General features: G+C 73.4%; 17 protein-coding genes. 11 read left to right on the forward strand and 6 right to left on the reverse strand.

Features of this window, described 5'->3' with window-relative positions:
* Positions 1 to 124: 124 nt before the first annotated feature.
* The gene (locus AB0D45_RS05740; RefSeq protein WP_362455419.1) at positions 125 to 289 is read right to left on the reverse strand and encodes a hypothetical protein; all 165 of its coding nucleotides are present in this window, start codon (positions 287 to 289) and stop codon (positions 125 to 127) included.
* Positions 290 to 341: 52 nt separating this feature from the next.
* A complete protein-coding gene (locus tag AB0D45_RS05745; RefSeq protein WP_362455420.1) occupies positions 342 to 1961 on the reverse strand; it encodes a PucR family transcriptional regulator ligand-binding domain-containing protein in 1620 nt (539 codons plus the stop codon).
* A gap of 286 nt (positions 1962 to 2247) precedes the next feature.
* Between AB0D45_RS05745 and AB0D45_RS05750 the strand changes: the two genes are divergently transcribed.
* Positions 2248 to 4638, forward strand: coding sequence for a molybdopterin cofactor-binding domain-containing protein (locus tag AB0D45_RS05750; protein WP_362455421.1), 2391 nt, complete (start codon positions 2248 to 2250; stop codon positions 4636 to 4638).
* A gap of 66 nt (positions 4639 to 4704) precedes the next feature.
* On the opposite strand, the gene AB0D45_RS05755 is transcribed toward AB0D45_RS05750, so the two are convergent.
* Entirely contained in the window at positions 4705 to 5679 is a 975-nt protein-coding gene (locus AB0D45_RS05755; RefSeq protein WP_362455422.1) for an SMP-30/gluconolactonase/LRE family protein, read from the reverse strand.
* Positions 5680 to 5756: 77 nt separating this feature from the next.
* Between AB0D45_RS05755 and AB0D45_RS05760 the strand changes: the two genes are divergently transcribed.
* The 4 genes from AB0D45_RS05760 to AB0D45_RS05775 all read left to right on the forward strand — a co-directional run bounded on the left by AB0D45_RS05760 (position 5757) and on the right by AB0D45_RS05775 (position 9587).
* Complete coding sequence (locus AB0D45_RS05760) at positions 5757 to 6194, forward strand: MarR family transcriptional regulator (RefSeq protein WP_362455423.1); 438 nt, start codon at positions 5757 to 5759, stop codon at positions 6192 to 6194.
* A 137-nt stretch (positions 6195 to 6331) separates the two neighbouring features.
* On the forward strand, positions 6332 to 7489 hold the full coding sequence (locus AB0D45_RS05765) for an alpha/beta hydrolase-fold protein (protein ID WP_362455424.1): 1158 nt from the start codon (positions 6332 to 6334) through the stop codon (positions 7487 to 7489).
* Positions 7490 to 7713: 224 nt separating this feature from the next.
* A complete protein-coding gene (locus tag AB0D45_RS05770; protein WP_362455425.1) occupies positions 7714 to 8799 on the forward strand; it encodes an alpha/beta hydrolase-fold protein in 1086 nt (361 codons plus the stop codon).
* A complete protein-coding gene (locus AB0D45_RS05775; RefSeq protein WP_361598389.1) occupies positions 8796 to 9587 on the forward strand; it encodes a trypsin-like peptidase domain-containing protein in 792 nt (263 codons plus the stop codon). The genes AB0D45_RS05770 and AB0D45_RS05775 overlap by 4 nt, the downstream gene beginning before the upstream one ends.
* 13 nt (positions 9588 to 9600) lie before the next feature.
* Here the strand turns inward: AB0D45_RS05775 and AB0D45_RS05780 are convergent, their stop codons facing one another.
* The 3 genes from AB0D45_RS05780 to AB0D45_RS05790 form a co-directional block, all read right to left on the reverse strand.
* Positions 9601 to 10524: an EamA family transporter gene (locus AB0D45_RS05780; RefSeq protein WP_362455449.1), complete on the reverse strand. Its 924-nt coding sequence runs from the start codon at positions 10522 to 10524 to the stop codon at positions 9601 to 9603.
* Positions 10525 to 10578: 54 nt separating this feature from the next.
* Positions 10579 to 11397, reverse strand: coding sequence for an isocitrate lyase/phosphoenolpyruvate mutase family protein (locus AB0D45_RS05785; protein ID WP_362455426.1), 819 nt, complete (start codon positions 11395 to 11397; stop codon positions 10579 to 10581).
* A gap of 69 nt (positions 11398 to 11466) precedes the next feature.
* Positions 11467 to 12582 carry a pyridoxal-phosphate dependent enzyme gene (locus tag AB0D45_RS05790; protein ID WP_362455427.1) on the reverse strand — a complete coding sequence of 372 codons (1116 nt, stop codon included), beginning with the start codon at positions 12580 to 12582 and terminating at the stop codon, positions 11467 to 11469.
* Positions 12583 to 12800: 218 nt separating this feature from the next.
* Here AB0D45_RS05790 and AB0D45_RS05795 point away from each other — a divergent pair, with 218 nt between their 5' ends.
* From AB0D45_RS05795 to AB0D45_RS05820, 6 genes are all read left to right on the forward strand, one after another.
* Positions 12801 to 14375 (forward strand): S8 family peptidase, encoded by a 1575-nt coding sequence (locus AB0D45_RS05795; RefSeq protein ID WP_362455428.1) that lies wholly within the window; start codon positions 12801 to 12803, stop codon positions 14373 to 14375.
* Between the two features lie 176 nt (positions 14376 to 14551).
* Positions 14552 to 15727 carry a DUF4190 domain-containing protein gene (locus AB0D45_RS05800; protein WP_362455429.1) on the forward strand — a complete coding sequence of 392 codons (1176 nt, stop codon included), beginning with the start codon at positions 14552 to 14554 and terminating at the stop codon, positions 15725 to 15727.
* 123 nt (positions 15728 to 15850) lie between these two features.
* Positions 15851 to 16603 (forward strand): GntR family transcriptional regulator, encoded by a 753-nt coding sequence (locus AB0D45_RS05805; RefSeq protein WP_361598376.1) that lies wholly within the window; start codon positions 15851 to 15853, stop codon positions 16601 to 16603.
* Positions 16604 to 16917: 314 nt separating this feature from the next.
* Positions 16918 to 17112 (forward strand): SPOR domain-containing protein, encoded by a 195-nt coding sequence (locus AB0D45_RS05810; protein ID WP_361598373.1) that lies wholly within the window; start codon positions 16918 to 16920, stop codon positions 17110 to 17112.
* A gap of 31 nt (positions 17113 to 17143) precedes the next feature.
* Complete coding sequence (locus AB0D45_RS05815; RefSeq protein WP_361598370.1) at positions 17144 to 17590, forward strand: (deoxy)nucleoside triphosphate pyrophosphohydrolase; 447 nt, start codon at positions 17144 to 17146, stop codon at positions 17588 to 17590.
* A 154-nt stretch (positions 17591 to 17744) separates the two neighbouring features.
* On the forward strand, positions 17745 to 18173 hold the full coding sequence (locus tag AB0D45_RS05820) for an ATP-binding protein (protein ID WP_361598440.1): 429 nt from the start codon (positions 17745 to 17747) through the stop codon (positions 18171 to 18173).
* The last annotated feature ends 134 nt before the right edge of the window (positions 18174 to 18307 follow it).

Below are 18307 nucleotides of genomic sequence, written 5' to 3' on the forward strand. Positions count from 1 at the left end.
CGCGCCATGGCCGGCCACGGGTGGTCGGGCGGGGCCGGTCGTCCCCCCCCGTGGGTGCTGGACTTTTCTGGATCAACTCGCGCCGGGCTGGACCGGTGCTGGGTCGCAGGTCGGAGCCGGCGGGTCAGCGGGGCGTCGGGTCCTGCGCCGTGCGGTTCGGGGGCAGCATGGGGTCGAAGGGGGAGTTCTCCTCGCCCGGGACGTGGGGGAGGAAGCCGTCCGGGGCGGTGCGGGCGGCGGTGGTGAGGAGGTGGGCGCGGAGTCCGGTGGGGTCGTGGACCGTGCTCATGACGCCATGGAAGCAGCCGCCTCTGACACCCCCGCGGCCGGTCCGGTGTGGATCAGCCGGAGCGGAGGGCCGCGAGGAAGTCCAGTTTGGTTTCGAGGCGGCTCAGGTCGCGGCCCGTCAGCTGTTCGATGCGGGCCACGCGGTGGCGCAGCGAGTTGACGTGCAGGTGGAGGCGGGCGGCGGTCCCGGTCCAGGACGCGTCGCAGTCGAGGAACGTCTCCAGGGTGGCCAGCAGGTCGGTCCGGTGGCGGCGGTCGTGGTCGCGCAGGGGGTCCAGGTGGCGGGTGGCGAAGGCCCGGCGGGCCTCGGCCGGGATGAGGGGCAGCAGCGACAGGACGTGCGCGGTGAGGTCGTCGGGGCCGCGTACGGTCACCCGGTCCGGGCCGTCGGCGGCGACCCGCAGCGCGTTGTGGGCCTCGGCCAGGGCGCGGCGGGAGTCGCCCGGGTCGTCCACCGGTGAGCTGACGCCGACGCGGACGCCGTCCGCCGGGCCGAGCCACCGCGCGAGCGCCGCGGAGAGCCGCCGCTGGAGGGCGGCGCAGTCGACGCCCCCTTCGGGCACCAGGACGAGGAGCACGGCCCGATCGCCGTCGACCGTGGCGGCGATGTCCTGCGCCGTCGCCCTCACCGGCCCGTCCTCCTGGACCAGGGCTTCCTCCAGCAGGACGCGGACCGCTGACGCGGGAACCGGGCGGTCCCCGTCCCGCTCGCCGCCCGCGACCACGTACTGGCAGCGCGGCCAGGTGCCCACCCCGCTGATGACGGCCTGCGCCGTGCTGCGGAGCCGTACGGGGATCTCCTCGGCCGGGACGCTGCTGCGCACCAGGTCGAGGCAGCGGCGGGCCAGGTCGCGCAGGGCCGCCTTGGCCCGCTCGTGTGCGGACCGCGCGTCGGTGAGCAGCTCCACGACCCGGTCGAGGAGTTCCGCGTCCGTCGGGGGCCACCGGGACACGTCGGCCTCCACCGCCACCAGCCAGTCGCCCAGTTCGGCGGCGTCCCCGTGGCCGTTGCGCACCGGCACGAGGGAGTGGAGCCGACCGCCGACCGTGACCCGGTGGGGGACCGCCTCGCCCGCGCGGCGCGCGGCGAGGTACCGCGCGGCCAGGGCCGACGCCGTCTTGGGGTGGAGGGGCGGGCGGGCCCCGGCGATCTGGCGCCCGGTCGCCGACAGGACGCGGACCTCCAGGCCGAGGCTGTGCCGCAGCAGCTCCAGTACGGAGTCCGGGGCGGCCCGGTCGGTGAGGAGCCGCCGGTGGCGTTCGACGACGGCGGCGAGGCTGCCGACGTCCCGGCGGTGCAATCGGTGCAGGACGTGCTCGGTGACCGCGGCGAACGAGGTCTCCGGCCGTACGGCGACGAGCGGGAGGCCGTGGCGCCGGCAGGCCCGTACGAGGTCGTGCGGGACGAGCCCGTGCTCGACCTCGCCGGCCGCGAGGGCCGCGACGCCGGCCCGTGCGAGGACCCGTACGAAGGGCTCGGCGTCCCCGTCCGCACGCCACCAGGCGAGCCCGGTGAGGACGAGTTCCCCGCCGCCGAGGAAGCGGCCGGGGTCCGCCAGGTCGATGGTCGGGACCGCGGATATGGCGCGATCGAGCCCACCGTCGCCGTCGCGCGGGCCCACGAGCAGCAGCAGCCCCAGCTCGTCGGCGTCCAGGAGTTCGCGTAGCCGCATGGGCGCCACCCTCTCATGCCGTGCTGCTTGTGCGACGGGTATCGCCGCAGTTCAACGGGGTGCGGCGGACGGAAGGCACGGTCGTCCACAGGCGGCACGGAAGCCGGTTCTGAGCGATCGGTGACTGCCTCGCCGCCGCGGGAGCTGTGTCTACTGCTGTGCGTGCGGCCGACAGCGGTTTCGGCCAGAGCGGAGCCCGGTGCCGCGCACGGGGGTCGCGGCGCCGGAGCGGCGCGGTCCCGTCCACGCCCCGGGTCACGGAACACCAGGAAGAGGCGGTCTGAACATGGCTGGCAACACCACCGGAATCCCCACCGACGTCACCCAGCGATCCGGGACCAGGGGCGGCATCGGCGAGTCGACGCTGCGCCCGGACGGCACGCTCAAGGTCACGGGCGAGTTCGCGTACTCCTCGGACATGTGGCACGAGGACATGCTGTGGGGCCAGATCCTGCGGTCCCCGGTCGCGCACGCCGAGATCGTGTCCATCGACACCTCCGAGGCCCTCACCGTCCCCGGCGTCCACGCGGTCATGACGTACGAGGACCTGCCGGCCCCGGTGAAGTACTACGGCATGGAGTTCCAGGACACGCCGGTCCTGGCGCACGGGAAGGTCCGCCACCACGGTGAGCCGGTCGCCCTGGTGGCAGCCGACCACCCGGAGTCCGCCCGCCGCGCCGCCGCCCGGATCAAGGTCGAGTACCGGGAGCTGCCGCTCGTCACCGACGAAGCCTCCGCGCTCGCCCCGGACGCGGTCCTGGTCCACGAGAACCGCCGGGACCACCACGCCGGCCGCGTCCCGCACCCCAACATCGTGCACCGCCAGCCGATCGTCCGCGGCAACGTGGAGGAGGCCCGCAGGCGCGCCGACGTCATCGTCACCGGCGAGTACACCTTCGGCATGCAGGACCAGGCCTTCCTCGGCCCGGAGTCCGGCCTCGCCGTGCCCGCCGAGGACGGGGGCGTCGACCTGTACGTCGCGACCCAGTGGCTCCACTCGGACCTGCGGCAGATCGCGCCCGTCCTCGGGCTGCCCGAGGAGAAGGTCCGCATGACGATGGCCGGCGTCGGCGGCGCGTTCGGCGGCCGCGAGGACATCTCGATGCAGATCCTGGCCTCCGTGCTCGCGCTGCGCACGGGCAAGCCGGTGAAGATGGTCTACAACCGCTTCGAGTCCTTCTTCGGCCACGTCCACCGGCACCCGGCGAAGCTGTCCTACGAGCACGGCGCGACCCGCGACGGCAGGCTCACGCACATGAAGTGCAGGATCGTGCTCGACGGCGGCGCCTACGCCTCCTCCACCGCCTCGGTCGTCGGCAACGCGTCCTCCCTCTCGGCCGGCCCGTACGTCATCGACGACGTTGAGATCGAGGCGATCGGCCTCTACACCAACAACCCGCCCTGCGGCGCGATGCGCGGCTTCGGCGCCGTCCAGGCCTGCTTCGCGTACGAGGCCCAGATGGACAAGCTCGCGGCGGAGCTGGGCATGGACCCGGTGGAGTTCCGCCGGCTCAACGCCATGGAGCAGGGCACGATCATGCCCACCGGCCAGGTCGTGGACTCCCCGGCCCCGGTCGCCGAGCTGCTGCGCCGGGTCAAGGCCCGCCCGCTGCCGCCGGAGCGCCAGTGGGAGGACGCCGACGGCGGGGCCGACGTCCGCGCGCTGCCGGGCGGCCTGTCCAACACCACCCACGGCGAGGGCGTCGTCCGCGGCGTCGGCTACGCCGTCGGCATCAAGAACGTCGGCTTCTCCGAGGGCTTCGACGACTACTCCACCGCCAAGGTGCGCCTGGAGGTCATCGGCGGTGAGCCGGTCGCGATGGTCCACACCGCGGCGGCGGAGGTCGGCCAGGGCGGCGTCACCGTCCACGCGCAGATCGCCCGCACCGAGCTGGGCGTCCAGCGGGTCACCATCCACCCGGCCGACACCCGGGTGGGGTCGGCCGGTTCGACCTCCGCGGCCCGCCAGACGTACATGACCGGCGGTGCGGTGAAGAACTCCTGCGAACTCGTCCGAGAGAAGGTCCTGGAGATCGGCCGGCGCAGGTTCGGGCCGTACCACCGGGCGTGGGACACCGCCGAACTGCGCCTGGATGGCGGCAAGGTCGTCACCGGCGACGGCGAGGTGATCGCCGACCTGGTGGACGTCCTCGAGGACGAGGCCGTGGAGATCGAGGCCGAGTGGCGCCACCGCCCCACCGAGCCGTTCGACCCGGTCACCGGTCAGGGCGACGGCCACGTCCAGTACTCCTTCGCCGCGCATCGCGCGGTGGTGGAGGTGGACACCGAGCTGGGCCTGGTCAAGGTCGTCGAACTGGCCGTCGCCCAGGACGTGGGCAAGGCGCTCAACCCGCTGTCGGTCGTCGGCCAGATCCAGGGCGGCACCGTCCAGGGCCTGGGCGTCGCGGTGATGGAGGAGATCATCGTGGACCCGGAGACCGCGAAGGTGCGCAACCCCTCCTTCACGGACTACCTGCTCCCGACGATCCTCGACACCCCGACGATCCCGGTCGACTACCTGGAACTGGCCGACCCCCGCGCGCCGTATGGAGTGCGCGGCATCGGCGAGGCCCCGACCCTGTCGTCGACCCCGGCCGTCCTCGCGGCGATCCGCGCGGCGACCGGGCTGGAGCTGAACAGGACGCCGGTCCGCCCCGAGCACCTGACGGGGCTCTGACGGCCCGCGTCCCGAAGGGCACCGGGCACCGGGCGCCGGGCGCCGGACTCCGGCGCCCGCGTGCTGTCACAGGCCCCGGACCGCGGCCACCGTGAAGGTGGTCGGGGTGCCCGTGGAGGGGGTGATGGGGCCGCCCTTGTCGAACTGGGATCGGACCACCAGGGTGCGGCCCGGGAGGTGCGCCAGGGTGGTGGGGATCTGGAGCGAGCCGTCCGTGAGGGTGCGGGTCAGGCGGGCGCGGGTGCCGTCGGGGGTCAGCTGCCAGCGGGTCAGGGTGTTGCTGGTGTTGTGGGCCGCCCGCAGGACGCCGGTCGCGGAGAGCTGGAGGCCGTCGGCGGCCTTCAGGTCGCCGCCGGTCAGGGTGACCCGGCTCAGGGCGCCGGTGCGCAGGTCGACGCGGTGCAGTTCGCCCGCGGTCATGTCGACCGCCAGCAGGTAGCGGCCCGCCCGGTCGGAGGTGATGCCGTTGAGCGTGAACCGGCCCGGCGGCGGCGGGGTGACGTGCCCGCTCAGGTCGTGGGCCACCGTCAGGGGCCCGGAGCCCGCGCGCAGCTGCCCGGGGGTGACGCGGTAGATCACCGCGCGGACGCTGTCCGTCAGGTAGGCGGTGCCGTCCGGGGTGATGGTCAGGTCGTTGATGAAGTGCGGTGTGCCCGCCGGGGCCTCGAAGTGGGCCAGGCGGGCGCCGGTCGCCGCGTCGTACACCGCGACCCCGGCCGTGGAGTCGGTCACCCACAGGCGGCCCCGGTCGTCCACGCGCAGGCCGTTCGCGGTGTGCCGGCCGTCGGTGCCGGCCGGGAGGAAGACCTCGGCGGTACGGGCCCCCGCCCGGGCGCGGTACACGGTGCCGTCCGCGTACGAGCCGACGTACACCGTGCCCGTACGGGAGTCCGCGGCTATGCCCTCGGGGTAGACCTTCGAGCCGGGGAGGGTGAAGGCCGTGGACACCGGGGGCGGCGGCGCCGGGGCGGCGCCCGTGGTGAGGGCCGCGGTCAGGGCGACGGCGGTGGCGGCGACGAGGGCATGAGACAGCTTCCGCATGGGTGGACCCTTTCGAGTGAATGAACCGGAAGGATAGTTAGAGTTCTAATGCTTAACAAGGGTCGTAGGATGCCGCAATGACGTCCATGCCCCTTGAGGAGCGCATCGGCGCGCACATCAAGCGCGCCGAGCAGGCCCTGCTCGCGGCCAAGAACACCGCGTGCAAGCCGGCCGCAGTAACGGTTCCGCAGTACGCGGCCCTGCTCTGGCTCGCCGAGAAGCCGGGCATCTCCGCCGCCGCCCTCGCCCGGCTGTGCGGGGTCACGCCGCCCACCATGAACACCGTGCTGAGGAACCTCCAGGAGCGCGGGTTCATCGAGCGGACCCCCCACGAATGGCACCGCAACGTGCTGGAGACCCGGCTCACCCCGGAGGGCCGCGCCGCCATGGAGCTGGCCGACGCCGGCGCCGTCCGGGTGGAGAGGGCCCTGGCCGCCGCCTTCTCGGCGGAGGAGCGGGCCCAGCTCACCGAGCTGCTGGGCCGCTGCGCGGAGGTGCTCGACCCCCTGAAGTGAGCCCCGGGAAACCTGACGTTCCGGCCGCGTTTTTGCAAGGATTTGGAACTTTTCGCGGGCGCGGCGCATCGTCACCAGGGGGACGTCCCCCCGCCCTGCCCCGCCCGGGGCAGTCCCGACCGTTCGGAGCGAAGCCCGTGCACCAGTACCCGCAGCAGTCGTCCGGCCACGAGCCCGAGCGCGAGCCAGAGCGGGCGCAGGGCCGCAGGAAGTCACGGCGCGCGATCTGGACCGCTGCGGGCGTCGCCTGCGCCCTGCTCCTCGGCGGCGGTGGCTTCGCCGCCTACCGGAACGACTGGTTCTCCGGCAACGGCGAAGCCGTCAGCTTCGGCAAGCCCCGCCCGCCCGCCGGTACGGACGGCGGCGCCGGGGCGGCCTCCGGCAGCGGGGCGAAGAAGGCGGAGCCCCCGGCCCCGCCCAAGCCCAGCGGCGACCCGGACGTGCAGATGCCCGCGGGCCCGAAGTCCGACTTCAAGCAGACCGCCAAGCTCGACGACGGCACGGTCATCGCCAAGACCCGCCTGACGGGCGCGAAGTCGGGCTTCGAGGGCGACGTCTGGGTATGGGCTCCCAAGGAGTACGACGACCCGAAGTACGCCAAGAGCGCCTTCCCGGTCCTCATAGCCCTCCCCGGCGGCAACGGCTTCCCGACCAACTACTGGGCCGACCGCAGCCTCGGCCTGCAGAAGGCCGTCAGCGAGGGCGTCCAGGCCGGGACCAGCCTGCCGTTCATCCTGGTCATGCCGGTGCTCAACCCGGACAACAAGTACTACTACGACGGCGCCGACATACCCGGCCAGCCCAAGATGGGCACCTGGATCGCGGAGGACGTCCCGGACTTCGCCCGCGCGAACTTCCGTACGTACAAGTCCCGCGACGGCTGGGCCTTCATGGGCTCCTCCTCCGGCGCCTTCGTCGGCATGAAGACGCTCCTGCAGCACCCGGACAGGTTCAAGGCCGTGATCGCCAGCGGCGGCGAGATCACCCCCGACTCCCCGCTCTGGAAGGGCCACCAGGCAGAGATGGACGCCAACAACCCCGAGAAGCTCGCGGACCAGCTGATCAGGACGGGCGGCCCGGAGGTCTACATCAACTTCCAGGTCGGCACGAAGGAGACCGGCAAGGACCGGATGGCGAAGTTCGTGCAGCAGTACGGCAAGGGCCCGGTCAAGACGACCATCCGCGACATCCAGAACGGCGAGCACAACGGCTGGCACTACGTGCGCGGCATGAAGGAGGGCTCGCTGGAGTGGGTCAGCAAGGTCCTGAAGGGCCCCAGGCCCGAAGCGGGCTGACCGGCTGACCCCACGGCGGGCCCCACCCGGGCCCCGTACGTTCGAACCGCTCCCGTTCCCGCAGGCCGGACGCCCAGGGGGACTGCGCCACGTGGCCCTCGCCACGTCGCCCCGCTCCCGAGCAACCCATACGGTCGTTCACACCTCTGTACAGGTGTCAAGGGGGACCAATCGGTCCGACCCGCGCCCAACCAGGGCGCCGGAGAAGGAACGGGAACGAATCCGTGCAGTATGACCACCAAGGCGACGGCGGCCCCACGACCAAGGGCGGCCGTCGCCCCCGGCGCCCGCGACGGCGCCGGTTCCTGATCGGCGGCGGACTCGCCCTCGCCCTCGCCGCCGGGGGCGGCGCGGCGTACGAGGCCGGCCTCTTCTCGGACACGGGGGATCCGGTCTCCTTCAACACGATGGAGGAGTCGGCGGCCGCCGAGGAGATCCGCCCGGGCGTGCTGATGCCCACCGGCCCGAAGGCCGATTTCGTGCGCACGAGCCGGCTCCCGGACGGCACGCAGATCGCCATGACCACCCTGACCGGCAGGAAGTCCGGCTTCACGGGCGACGTGTGGGTGTGGGTGCCCAAGGAGTACGACGAACCGAGGTACGCCAAGAGCGGCTTCCCGGTGCTGATCTCCCTGCCCGGCGGCCGCGGCTACCCCCGCAACTACTGGGGCACCGGCCCGGGCCTCGGGCTCCAGCAGGCGGTGATCGACGGGGTCAAGGCGGGCACCAGCCTGCCCTTCATCCTCGTCATGCCGGTGATCAACGCCGACACCAAGCACCACTTCGACGGGTCCGACATCCCCGGCCAGCCCAAGATGGGCACCTGGATGGCCGATGACGTCCCGGATTTCACGAAGGCCAATTTCCGCACCTTCACCTCCCGCGACGGCTGGGCTTTCATGGGCTCCTCCTCGGGCGGTTTCGGCGCCTTCAAGCACGTGCTGAAGTACCCCGAGCGCTTCAAGGCGGTCATCGCCAGCGGAGTCGACATCGTCCCCGACTCCCCGCTGTGGAAGGGGAACCGGCAGGCCATGGACGAGAACAACCCCGAGAAGCTCGCCGCGAAGCTGATCGAGGAGGGCGGTCCGGAGGTCTACGTCAACTTCCAGATCGGCACCAAGGAGAGCGGCCGCGAGCTGGCCGAGCGGTTCATGCGCGAGTACGGCAGGGGCCCCGTGCACACCCGGCTCCAGGTGATCCAGGATGGTGAGCACAACGGGAAGTCGTACGTACGCGGTATGAGGGAGGGCTCCCTGGAGTGGATCAGCAAGGTGATGCAGGGCCCGACACCCGACCCCGCCGTGCGGTGAGCCCGGTGGTGAAGGGGGCCTCGGCGGCGGCCGCCGCCACGGGGATCGTGGCGGCGTGTGCCGTCGTGCTCCTCGGCGCGTCCGGTGAGCAGCCGGTGCACCCCTTCCCCACCGTCGGCGTGCTCATGGCCGGCGGGGAGCACTGGTGCACGGCGAGCGTGGTCGACAGCCCCCGGGGCAACGTCGTCGCGACCGCCGCGCACTGCGTCGCCCCGGCCGGCGAGGACGGAGTGCCGGGCGAGGTCGCCCACGACGGCCTCGCCATCGGCGAGCTCTCCTTCGCGCCCGCCTTCTCCGGGGAGGGCTCGGGCACCCAGCCCCTCGGGGTGTGGAAGGTCCGCTCGGTCCACGTGGACGAACGCTGGACGAAGTGGGGCGACGAGACCGCCGACTTCGCCTTCCTCACCATCGAGCCGGACGAGGACGGCCGCAGCGTCCAGGAGGCCGTCGGCAGGGGCGAGGCGCCCGCCCCCGACTGGACCTCCGGGTACGAGCGGGAGGTCACCGTCATCGGCTACCCGGAGTCCGAGCACAACCCGCAGAACAAGCCCGTCTCCTGCACCACCCAGAGCCGCCACGACCTCGACGACCCCGACATGCTCTACATCAACTGCTCGGGCTTCTGGACGGGCACCAGCGGCAGCCCCTGGATCGCCGACCGCGGCGGCACGGGCCAGCCGGGCCGTCTGATCGGGGTCCTGAGCGGCGGGGAGACGGACGTGGACTCCACGGCCGCGCTCTACGACGAGAAGGCCAAGGCCCTCTACGAGCGGGCCGCGAAGGGCTGAGCCCCGCCCCCGCTCACGTGCGGCGTTCCGTACTGACGATCACGCCCACCGCGGCGACCACCACCGCGCCGCCCACCACGATCGGCAGGGTCAGCGCCTCGTCCAGGACCAGCGCCCCGAGCGCGACGGCGACGACCGGATTGACGTACGCGTACGTGGCCACCAGCGACAGCGGCGCCGACTGGAGCAGCCAGGCGTACGCGGTGAAGCCGACGACCGACCCGATCAGCACGAGGTAGCCCAGGGCCACCCACGAGGCGGTGGAGAAGGCGCCCACGTCCAGGCCGCGCTGCTCGCCGCGCAGCAGCCCCACCACCACCCCGCCGGCCCCGCCCGCGAGCATCTGGTACGCGGAGCCCGTGAAGGGATTGGCCGGCAGGTCCAGCCGCGACGCCGAGAACGAGCCCAGCGACCACAGCACCGAAGCCCCGACCACCAGCAGCAGCCCGCCCAGGTGGACCTCACCGCTGAGCCCGGGGCTGGTCAGCACCGCCAGCCCCGCCAGGCCCACGAGCACCCCGGCCAGGGTGCGCAGCGGCGGCCGGTCCCCGGTGGCCGCCCGCAGCACCACCACCCACATCGGCACCGCCGCCACCAGCAGTGCGGCCAGCCCGGACGGCACGGAGGTCTCGGCCAGCACCACCAGGCCGTTGCCGCCCAGGACCAGCAGCAGACCGACCAGGACCGCCGAGCCGGCCTGCGCCCGGGTGGCCCTGAGCGCGGCCGGCCCGTACCGCCAGGCGACGATCCCGGCCAGCACCAGGCCGGCGGTGATGAAGCGGGCTCCGGCGGAGAGGAACGGCGGCATGGTCTGGACGACGATCCGGATGCCGAGGTAGGTCGAGCCCCAGACGACGTACACGAGCGCGAGGGCGGTCCACACGGCGCCGTCCGTACGGCGGACCGCGGAGGCCGGGGGCGCGGGGGGCGTGACCATGCTGCTCATGATCCGGATCCTACGGTCGTTGCCTCATGCACGCTTCTCGATATCTCACCCCTTGAGCAGGGCGTTCAGCTCGCCGTAGGGCAGGGAGCCGGCGAGGGCGCCGTACGTACCGCCGGCCAGGAGCTCCTCGGTGGCGCGGCGGGCGACGGCGTACGCGGCCTCGGCGACCCAGGAGCCGAGACTGACGCGGGCCGCGCCGAGCGCGCCGAGCTCGGCGACGGAGGGGGCGCCGGGGCCGACCAGGACGTTGAGCGGGGCGTCGATGCCCTTGGCGAGTTCCGCGACCGTCGCCGGGTCGGTGACGCCGGGCACGAAGACGCCGGTGGCGCCGGCGGCTAGGTAGGCGGCGGCGCGGGCGAGGGTCTCGTCGAGGCGGGTGCCGCTCTCGCCGAAGCCGAAGAGGTACGTGTCCACGCGGGCGTTGATGTACAGCGGCACCCCGGCCGCGTCGGCGGCGGCGCGCGCCGCGGCCAGGCGCTCCGCGTGCTCGGCGGGGGCGCGGTCGCCGTCCTCGATGTTGATGCCGACCGCGCCGGCGGCCAGGACCCCGGCCACGGTCTCGCCGACCCCGGCGGCGTCGGCGGCGAAGCCGCCCTCGATGTCGGCGGTGACGGGCACGGAGACGGCGGAGGCCACCCGGGCGATCAGGTCCAGGGCGCGGTCGCGCGCGAGGGCGTCCCCGTCGGGCGCGCCGAGCGACCAGGCGACCCCGGCACTGGTGGTGGCGACGGCGGCACCCCCGGCGGCCTCGACGAGACGGGCACTGGCGACGTCCCAGGCGTTGGCGAGGGCGAGGGGGGCGGCGGGGGTGTGCAGGGCGGCGAAGGCGGCGGCCTGCGCGGCACGGTCAAGGGTGCTGGTCATGGCCCCAGTTGAGCAGACCGCCCGGGCCGGCGCTGGCACTTTTCCGCCGGGGACGGCCCGGCTCGGGGGTCAGGACGGGGGGAGGCCCGTCTTGGCGCCCGCGCCGCACAGGGGGATGACCGCCGTGCGGCCCTGGAGGGGGTCGTCGGGGGCGGTCGGGGACACCGCCGCCCAGCACGCGGCCGCCGTCGGTTCCACGAACAGGCCCCGCCGGGCCAGGTCGCGCTGGGCCTCGCGCAGCCGGTCGTCGGGGACCGTCAGGAACGTGCCGCCCGACTTCCGCACCGCCGCCAGGATCTGGCGGGCCCGCGGCGGGGCCGGGATCGCGATGCCCTCCGCCAGGGTGGGGAGCTGGGGTACCGCCCCGGCGTCCTCCGCGCCCGCCGCGAACGCCTGCGCCAGCGGGGCGACCGCCTCGGCCTGCACTCCGATCAGCGCCGGCGGCCGCACCCCCCGCCGGGCCAGCTCCTCCACCGCCAGCGCGGCGCCCAGCAGCAGGGTGCCGTTGCCGACGGGTACGACCAGCGCCTCCGGCAGCCGGCCGCCGAGCGCCTCCCAGATCTCGTACACGTACGTCTTGGTGCCGTGCAGGAAGTACGGGTTGAAGACGTGGCTGGCGTAGAAGACCCCCGGCTCGTCCGCCGCGGCCCGCGCGGCCCGCGCGGTGGCCTCGCGTCCGCCCGGGACGACGCGTACGGCCGCTTTGTGCGCCCGCATCTGTTCGGTCTTCTTCTCCGAGGTGCCCTCCGGCACGAAAACTTCACAACTCAGCCCGGCCCGCGCGCAGTACGCCGCCACGGAGGTTCCCGCGTTGCCGCTGCTGTCCGCCACCACCCGCTCCGGTGCCAGCCGCCGCGCCAGCTCGGCGAGCATGACCGCGCCCCGGTCCTTGAAGGACAGCGTCGGCATCAGGAAGTCGAGCTTGGCGTGAATCCGCTCGGTGAGCGGCACCAGCGGGGTGTGCCCCTCCGACAGCGTCACCGAGAACGCCCCCGGCAGGGGCAGCGCGGCCGCGTATCGCCACAGCGAGTGGGGTCCCGCCGCCGGTTCGAGCGCCGTGGCCGGATCGGGCGCGAAGTCGAGGTCCCAGGGCCCGCCGCAGAGGGGGCAGCACCACGGGGCGGTCCGCACGTCCGCGCGCGTGCCGTCCTCGGGACAGACGTAACCAGGAAGTGCGTGCGTCATGTGCTGAGCACCTTTGCTCGTTCATGGCCGTTGTATGGCACGGATGTTACGCGTCCGTTGGGCTCTTGTGGGATGCCGCACAGCTGGGTCAACCTTTCGGAGACGACGGCCCCCCGGGGCGGAATTCGTTGTCATGAACATGCCTGCACCAGGGATTTTCCGCATGTCCGCGCACCACCGCGCGGCGCCCGGTCCACCCCCTACGAGAGGCCCCCCACATGTCCGTGATGCGTCACACCCGCCGGAGGATCGCCGGCATCAGCGCGACCGCCGTCGCCGCCCTCGCGCTCGGCGCGGCCGCCGCTTTGCCCGCCTCGGCGGCCGACGGCGGCCCGCGGGGCGTCATCGAGAACGCCGGCGTGGCCGGGGCCGTCCCCGGCAGCTACATCGTGACCCTGAAGGACTCCGCCGCCCGCTCCACCTCCGACAGCGGCAAGGCCGTCGCGAAGCGGTACGAAGCGAAGATCGAGCGGACCTACAGCGCCGCCCTCAACGGCTACGCCGTCGAGGTCTCCGAGGCGCAGGCCGCGAGACTCGCCGCCGACCCGGCCGTGCAGTCGGTGGTGCAGAACCGGACCTTCACCGTCGACGCCACCCAGCCCAGCCCGCCGTCCTGGGGCCTGGACCGCATCGACCAGCGGGCCCTGCCGCTGGACCAGAGCTACACCTACCCGGACAAGGCCGGCGAGGGCGTCACCGCGTACATCATCGACACCGGCGTCCGCATCACGCACCAGGACCTGGGGGGCCGCGCCTCCTACGGCTACGACGCCGTCGACAACGACAACACCGCCCAGGACGGCCACGGCCACGGCACCCACGTCGCCGGCACCGTGGCGGGCGGCGCGTACGGCGTCGCCAAGAAGGCGAAGATCGTCGGCGTGCGCGTCCTCGACAACAACGGCTCCGGTACGACCGCCCAGGTCGTGGCCGGCATCGACTGGGTGACCCGCAACGCCGTCAAGCCCGCCGTGGCCAACATGTCGCTCGGCGGCGGCGCGGACTCCGCGCTCGACACCGCCGTACGCAACTCCATAGCCGCCGGCATCACCTACGGCGTCGCCGCCGGCAACGAGTCCACCGACGCCTCCACCAAGTCCCCGGCGCGCGTCGCCGAGGCCATCACGGTCGGCGCCACCACCAGCGCCGACGCCAAGGCGAGCTACTCCAACTACGGCAGCATCCTCGACATCTTCGCCCCGGGCTCCTCCATCACCTCCTCGTGGGGCACCGGCGACACCGCGACGAACACCATCTCCGGCACCTCGATGGCCACCCCGCACGTCGTCGGCGCGGCGGCCCTCTACCTCTCGCAGAACCCGGCCGCCACCCCGGCGCAGGTCCGCGACGGCCTGGTCGCGGCGGCCACCCCCAACGTGGTGACCGGCCCCGGCACCGGCTCTCCCAACCGCCTGCTGAACGTGGGCACGGGCACCACGCCGCCGAACCCGGGCACCCGGTTCGAGAACACCGCCGACTACGCGGTCAACGACAACTCCACCGTCGAGTCGCCGGTCACCGTCAGCGGCATCTCCGGCAACGCCCCGGCGGCGCTGACCGTCGCGGTCGACATCAAGCACACCTACATCGGAGACCTGAAGGTCGACCTCGTCGCCCCCGACGGCACCCTCTACAACCTCCACAACCGCAGCGGCGGCAGCGCCGACAACATCATCAGGACCTACACGGTGAACGCCTCGTCCGAGGTGGCCAACGGGGTGTGGAAGCTGCGGGTGAACGACAACGCGAACCTGGACACCGGCAAGATCGACTCCTGGGCGCTGCAGTTCTGACGCGGCCGGCACCGGTTTCCGGAGCCCAAGTCCTCCGCCCGGGCGACCGGGTGGCGAGGGGCGCGATGACAGGCTGGATCGCGCGATGAACGCGGGGGCGACCGACCACTCGGCCGCCCCCGCTGCGTACTATTTCGCGCATTCGTTCGCGCCCCCGTGATGGAGCAGTTCATTCTGTGAGCACACCGCCCCCGCAGCAGCCCGCCGCCGGCCCCGGCCACTCCTGGCCGCCGCCGTCACCGCCGCCGGGGTGGGGGCCGCCCGGGACCGGGCACCCGCCCGCGCTCAACGGCTTCGCCCTGGCCTCCCTGCTGGTCGGGCTGCTGTGCTTCCCGCCGCTCGGGATCGTCTTCGCCGTCGTGGCGCTGGTGCAGATCGCGCGCAAGCGGGAGCGGGGCCGGGCCCTGGCCGTCGTGGGCCTGGTGGTCTCCGTCCTGATGACCGGCGTGTTTGCGGCGGGCGCCGCGCGGTACGCGGGGGCCTTCCTGGGCCGGCTGGACGGGCCGCGGGCGACCGAGCGCGTCGAGGGCCGGCTGACGGCGATGGACGACCTGCGGCCGGGCGACTGCTTCAACGTCCCCGGCGGTGACCTGCTGGACGAGGCCCGCTTCACCTACCGGGTCGGCTGCGACCAGGTGCACGACGCCGAGGTGACCTCCACGACCCTGCTCGGCCCCGGCGGCTTCCCCGCCCCGGGGAAGCTCAAGGAGACCGCCACGGACACCTGCTGGAAGGCGCAGGACGCGTACGCGATGGACACCTGGGCGCTGCCCGCCTACGCGGAGATGTTCTACTTCTCCCCCTCCGAGGAGAGCTGGCAGAGCGGCGACCGGCGGCTGCTGTGCCTGATCGGCACGTCGACGCAGGAGCACCGGGGCAGTCTGCGCAAGGACGCGGGCATGCTGACGCCGGACCAGGTGGCCCTGCTGGGCGCGCTGAACGCCGCCGACCAGGCGCTGGGGCGCGCCCCCGGCCGGGACGTCGGGGAGGCGCTGTCCGAGCACCGCACCTGGGCGCGGGAGGTCGACGAGGCGCTGGCGGCGGAGGAGCGGACGCTCCAGGGCGCGTCCTCGCGGGAGGGCGCGGGAGCCTCGGTGCGGGCGCAGCTGGGGGAGGTCGCGGCCGCGCGCAAGGAGTGGCAGCGGGCGTCCCGGGCGGTCCGGCCGGCCGACTTCCAGCGGGCGTGGGACGCGGCGCTGGCGGCGCTGACGGTGGACACGGAGAAGGCGCTGCGGGGTGCCTACGGGCTCTCCACGACGGTCCCCGAGTGGCTGTCGTCGGGCCCGGGCGGCCCGGGGGCGGGGGCCGGTCGGGGCCCTTCGGCGGAGTCGGTCCGGTGGTCCCGTGGGTAACGCGCGGTAAGGGGTTTGAGTGACCTGGGTTCATCACATCGAGTGAAACCCTGGCCCGTGCTTGCGCAGCTCAACCGTCGGTTGCCAGGGTGTAGCTGTCTGTCAACCTGATGGGAGTGGCTCGTGACTTTCGGTGAGCAGCCGGCCTATCTGCGCGTCGCCGGGGATCTGCGACGGAAGATCGTCGATGGGTCCCTGCCCCCGCACGCCCGGCTCCCTTCCCAGGCGCGGATCCGCGAGGAGTACGGGGTCTCCGACACGGTGGCGCTGGAGGCGCGCAAGGTCCTCATGGCGGAGGGCCTGGTCGAGGGCCGCTCCGGCTCCGGGACCTACGTCCGCGAGCAGCCCGTGCCGCGGCGGGTCGCCCGCTCCGGCTACCGCACGGCCGGAGCCTCCACCCCCTTCCGCCAGGAGCAGGCGGACGCGGGAGCGCGCGGGACGTGGGAGTCCAGCAGCGAGCAGGCGGCCGCACCGGCCGCCATCGCGGAGCGGCTGGGCATCGAGCCGGGCGACCGCGTGATGCGCACCCGCTACGTCTTCCGGGACGCGGGGGAGGCGATGATGCTCTCCACCTCCTGGGAGCCCCTCGCCGTCACCGGCCGCACGCCCGTGATGCTGCCGGAGGAAGGGCCGCTGGGGGGCTCCGGCGTGGTGGACCGGATGGCGGCCATCGACGTGGTCGTGGACAACGTGGTGGAGGAGGTCGGGGCGCGGCCGGGCCTGGCCGAGGAGATCCTCGCGCTGGGCGGGGTCCCGGGGCACGTGGTCCTGGTGGTGAGCCGTACGTACTTCGCCTCCGGGCGCGCGGTGGAGACCGCGGACGTGGTCGTCCCGGCGGACCGCTACCGCCTCTCCTACCACCTGCCGGTCCGGTAGCCCCGCCCGCCCGGCCCGTCGGCGGACGGTCTTTTCGGTCGTATCGCACGGGTCCGGGGCGGGCTCCGGACCCGTGTTCGATCCGGCTCCGCGCGGCGGGTCCGGCGGCCGACCCGCCGCCCACCCGCGGACGGGCGCCGTGCGCCGGCTTCGCACCGGCGCGCACGGCCCGCTCGTACGCCTGGCCGGATGCGTACGCCCCCCAGGTACCTCTTCGTGAAAAACCGTATCCGCTCCGTAAAGGTCGGGCGTAAGCTCAGGCATATGCGCAATGCGGTTTCCTGGGCAGGTACAGCGGCGGAGGGTGGAGCGCGATGACCGACAGCGGTGCCCTGCTTCCATGGCTGGTCATACGTCAGGACGACAACGGCAACCGCTACCGGGTGGGCCGCTACCCCTCCCGGGCCGAGGCCCAGAAGGTCGCCGACAGTCTCGACGGCCAAGGACACAAGCAGCTCTACTGGGTCGAGCGGATCGGACAGGAAAGCCAGACCGCCACCACCAACTGACCGGCTGAAGGTGCTGGCATAGGCTCCGTCCATGACTGTACGCGTGGTCGTGGGCGGAGCCCTCTGTCGTGACGGGCGCCTGCTGGCCGCCCGGCGCAGCGCGCCGCCCGAGCTGGCCGGCCGGTGGGAGCTCCCCGGCGGGAAGACCGAGCCGGGCGAGAGCGTGCCGCAGGCGCTGGTGCGCGAACTGCGCGAGGAACTCGGCGTCGAGACCGAGGCGCTGGAGCGGATCCCGGGGGAGTGGCCGCTGCGGCCCGGCCTGGTCCTGCACGTGTGGACCGCCCGGCTGGTCTCGGGAGAGCCCGCCCCGCTGGAGGACCACGACGAACTGCGCTGGCTCGCCCCGCACGAACTGGACTCGGTGGACTGGCTCGACCAGGACCGGCCCGCCGTCGCGGAGGCCGGGCGCCGGCTGCGCGCCGGAGTGGGCACCGGGGTGGGCACCGAGTCGCACGGCGGGGCGCACCGGGGCGCGTGAGGCTCTCGTTCTAGGCCGTCCGCGCCACAGTGCGCCGGTGCGCGGGGGATCGGGTGGTACAGCGTCCCGAATATCGGGTATGTCGCTATTAGTCCCTATCTCGTCCCCCTTTCGTCCCCGACGAACCGGACTGGGGTCGCTGGTGGCCCGGGAAGTGATCGGCGTGATCGACACAGACGGTGAATGCGCCGAGTGGGCCTTCCCCGCCGAGCCCGGTGCCGTCCGCACCGCACGCCACGCCGTGCGCGGCACCCTGCGCTCCTGGGGCCTGGACTCCGTCGGTGACGTGACCGTCCTGCTGGTCAGCGAGCTGGTCACCAACTCCCTGCGCTACGCCTCCGGCCCCATCGGGGTCCGCCTGGTCCGCCGCAATCCGGCCGCGCCCGACCTGGCCGGCGGGCCGGCCCTGCTCGTGGAGGTCTCCGATCCGCTTCCGGATCCACCCCGCGAGCGCGTCGCCGCGCCCGACGACGAGGGCGGGCGCGGACTGCACCTGGTCGCCGTCTCCGCACGCCGCTGGGGGACCCGCCACGGGAAATCGGGCAAGACCGTGTGGTTCGAGTTGGCTCTTCCTGGTGAGTAACAAGGAGAAGGGGCACACGTAAGGGCGGCAGGGGTCTCCCGGGCAGCGTCCGGGAAGACCGCCGGACGTGGCCGGAAAACAACGGGACCCTTTTGTGATCGTGAACGCCGTGCCGTACGGGGCCGTGGTGCTGA

This window comes from Streptomyces sp. NPDC048352 (assembly GCF_040651895.1).
Classification (GTDB): Bacteria; Actinomycetota; Actinomycetes; order Streptomycetales; family Streptomycetaceae; genus Streptomyces.

Bases quoted from the DNA above. Each gene is read 5' to 3' on its own strand.
- AB0D45_RS05780 (WP_362455449.1), bottom strand. From the start codon at position 10,524: ATGGTCACGCCCCCCGCGCCCCCGGCCTCCGCGGTCCGCCGTACGGAC.
- AB0D45_RS05740 (WP_362455419.1), bottom strand. From the start codon at position 289: ATGAGCACGGTCCACGACCCCACCGGACTCCGCGCCCACCTCCTCACC.
- AB0D45_RS05785 (WP_362455426.1), bottom strand. From the start codon at position 11,397: ATGACCAGCACCCTTGACCGTGCCGCGCAGGCCGCCGCCTTCGCCGCC.
- AB0D45_RS05790 (WP_362455427.1), bottom strand. From the start codon at position 12,582: ATGACGCACGCACTTCCTGGTTACGTCTGTCCCGAGGACGGCACGCGC.
- AB0D45_RS05750 (WP_362455421.1), top strand. From the start codon at position 2,248: ATGGCTGGCAACACCACCGGAATCCCCACCGACGTCACCCAGCGATCC.
- AB0D45_RS05815 (WP_361598370.1), top strand. From the start codon at position 17,144: ATGACTGTACGCGTGGTCGTGGGCGGAGCCCTCTGTCGTGACGGGCGC.
- AB0D45_RS05810 (WP_361598373.1), top strand. From the start codon at position 16,918: ATGACCGACAGCGGTGCCCTGCTTCCATGGCTGGTCATACGTCAGGAC.
- AB0D45_RS05745 (WP_362455420.1), bottom strand. From the start codon at position 1,961: ATGCGGCTACGCGAACTCCTGGACGCCGACGAGCTGGGGCTGCTGCTG.
- AB0D45_RS05760 (WP_362455423.1), top strand. From the start codon at position 5,757: ATGACGTCCATGCCCCTTGAGGAGCGCATCGGCGCGCACATCAAGCGC.
- AB0D45_RS05795 (WP_362455428.1), top strand. From the start codon at position 12,801: ATGTCCGTGATGCGTCACACCCGCCGGAGGATCGCCGGCATCAGCGCG.
- AB0D45_RS05755 (WP_362455422.1), bottom strand. From the start codon at position 5,679: ATGCGGAAGCTGTCTCATGCCCTCGTCGCCGCCACCGCCGTCGCCCTG.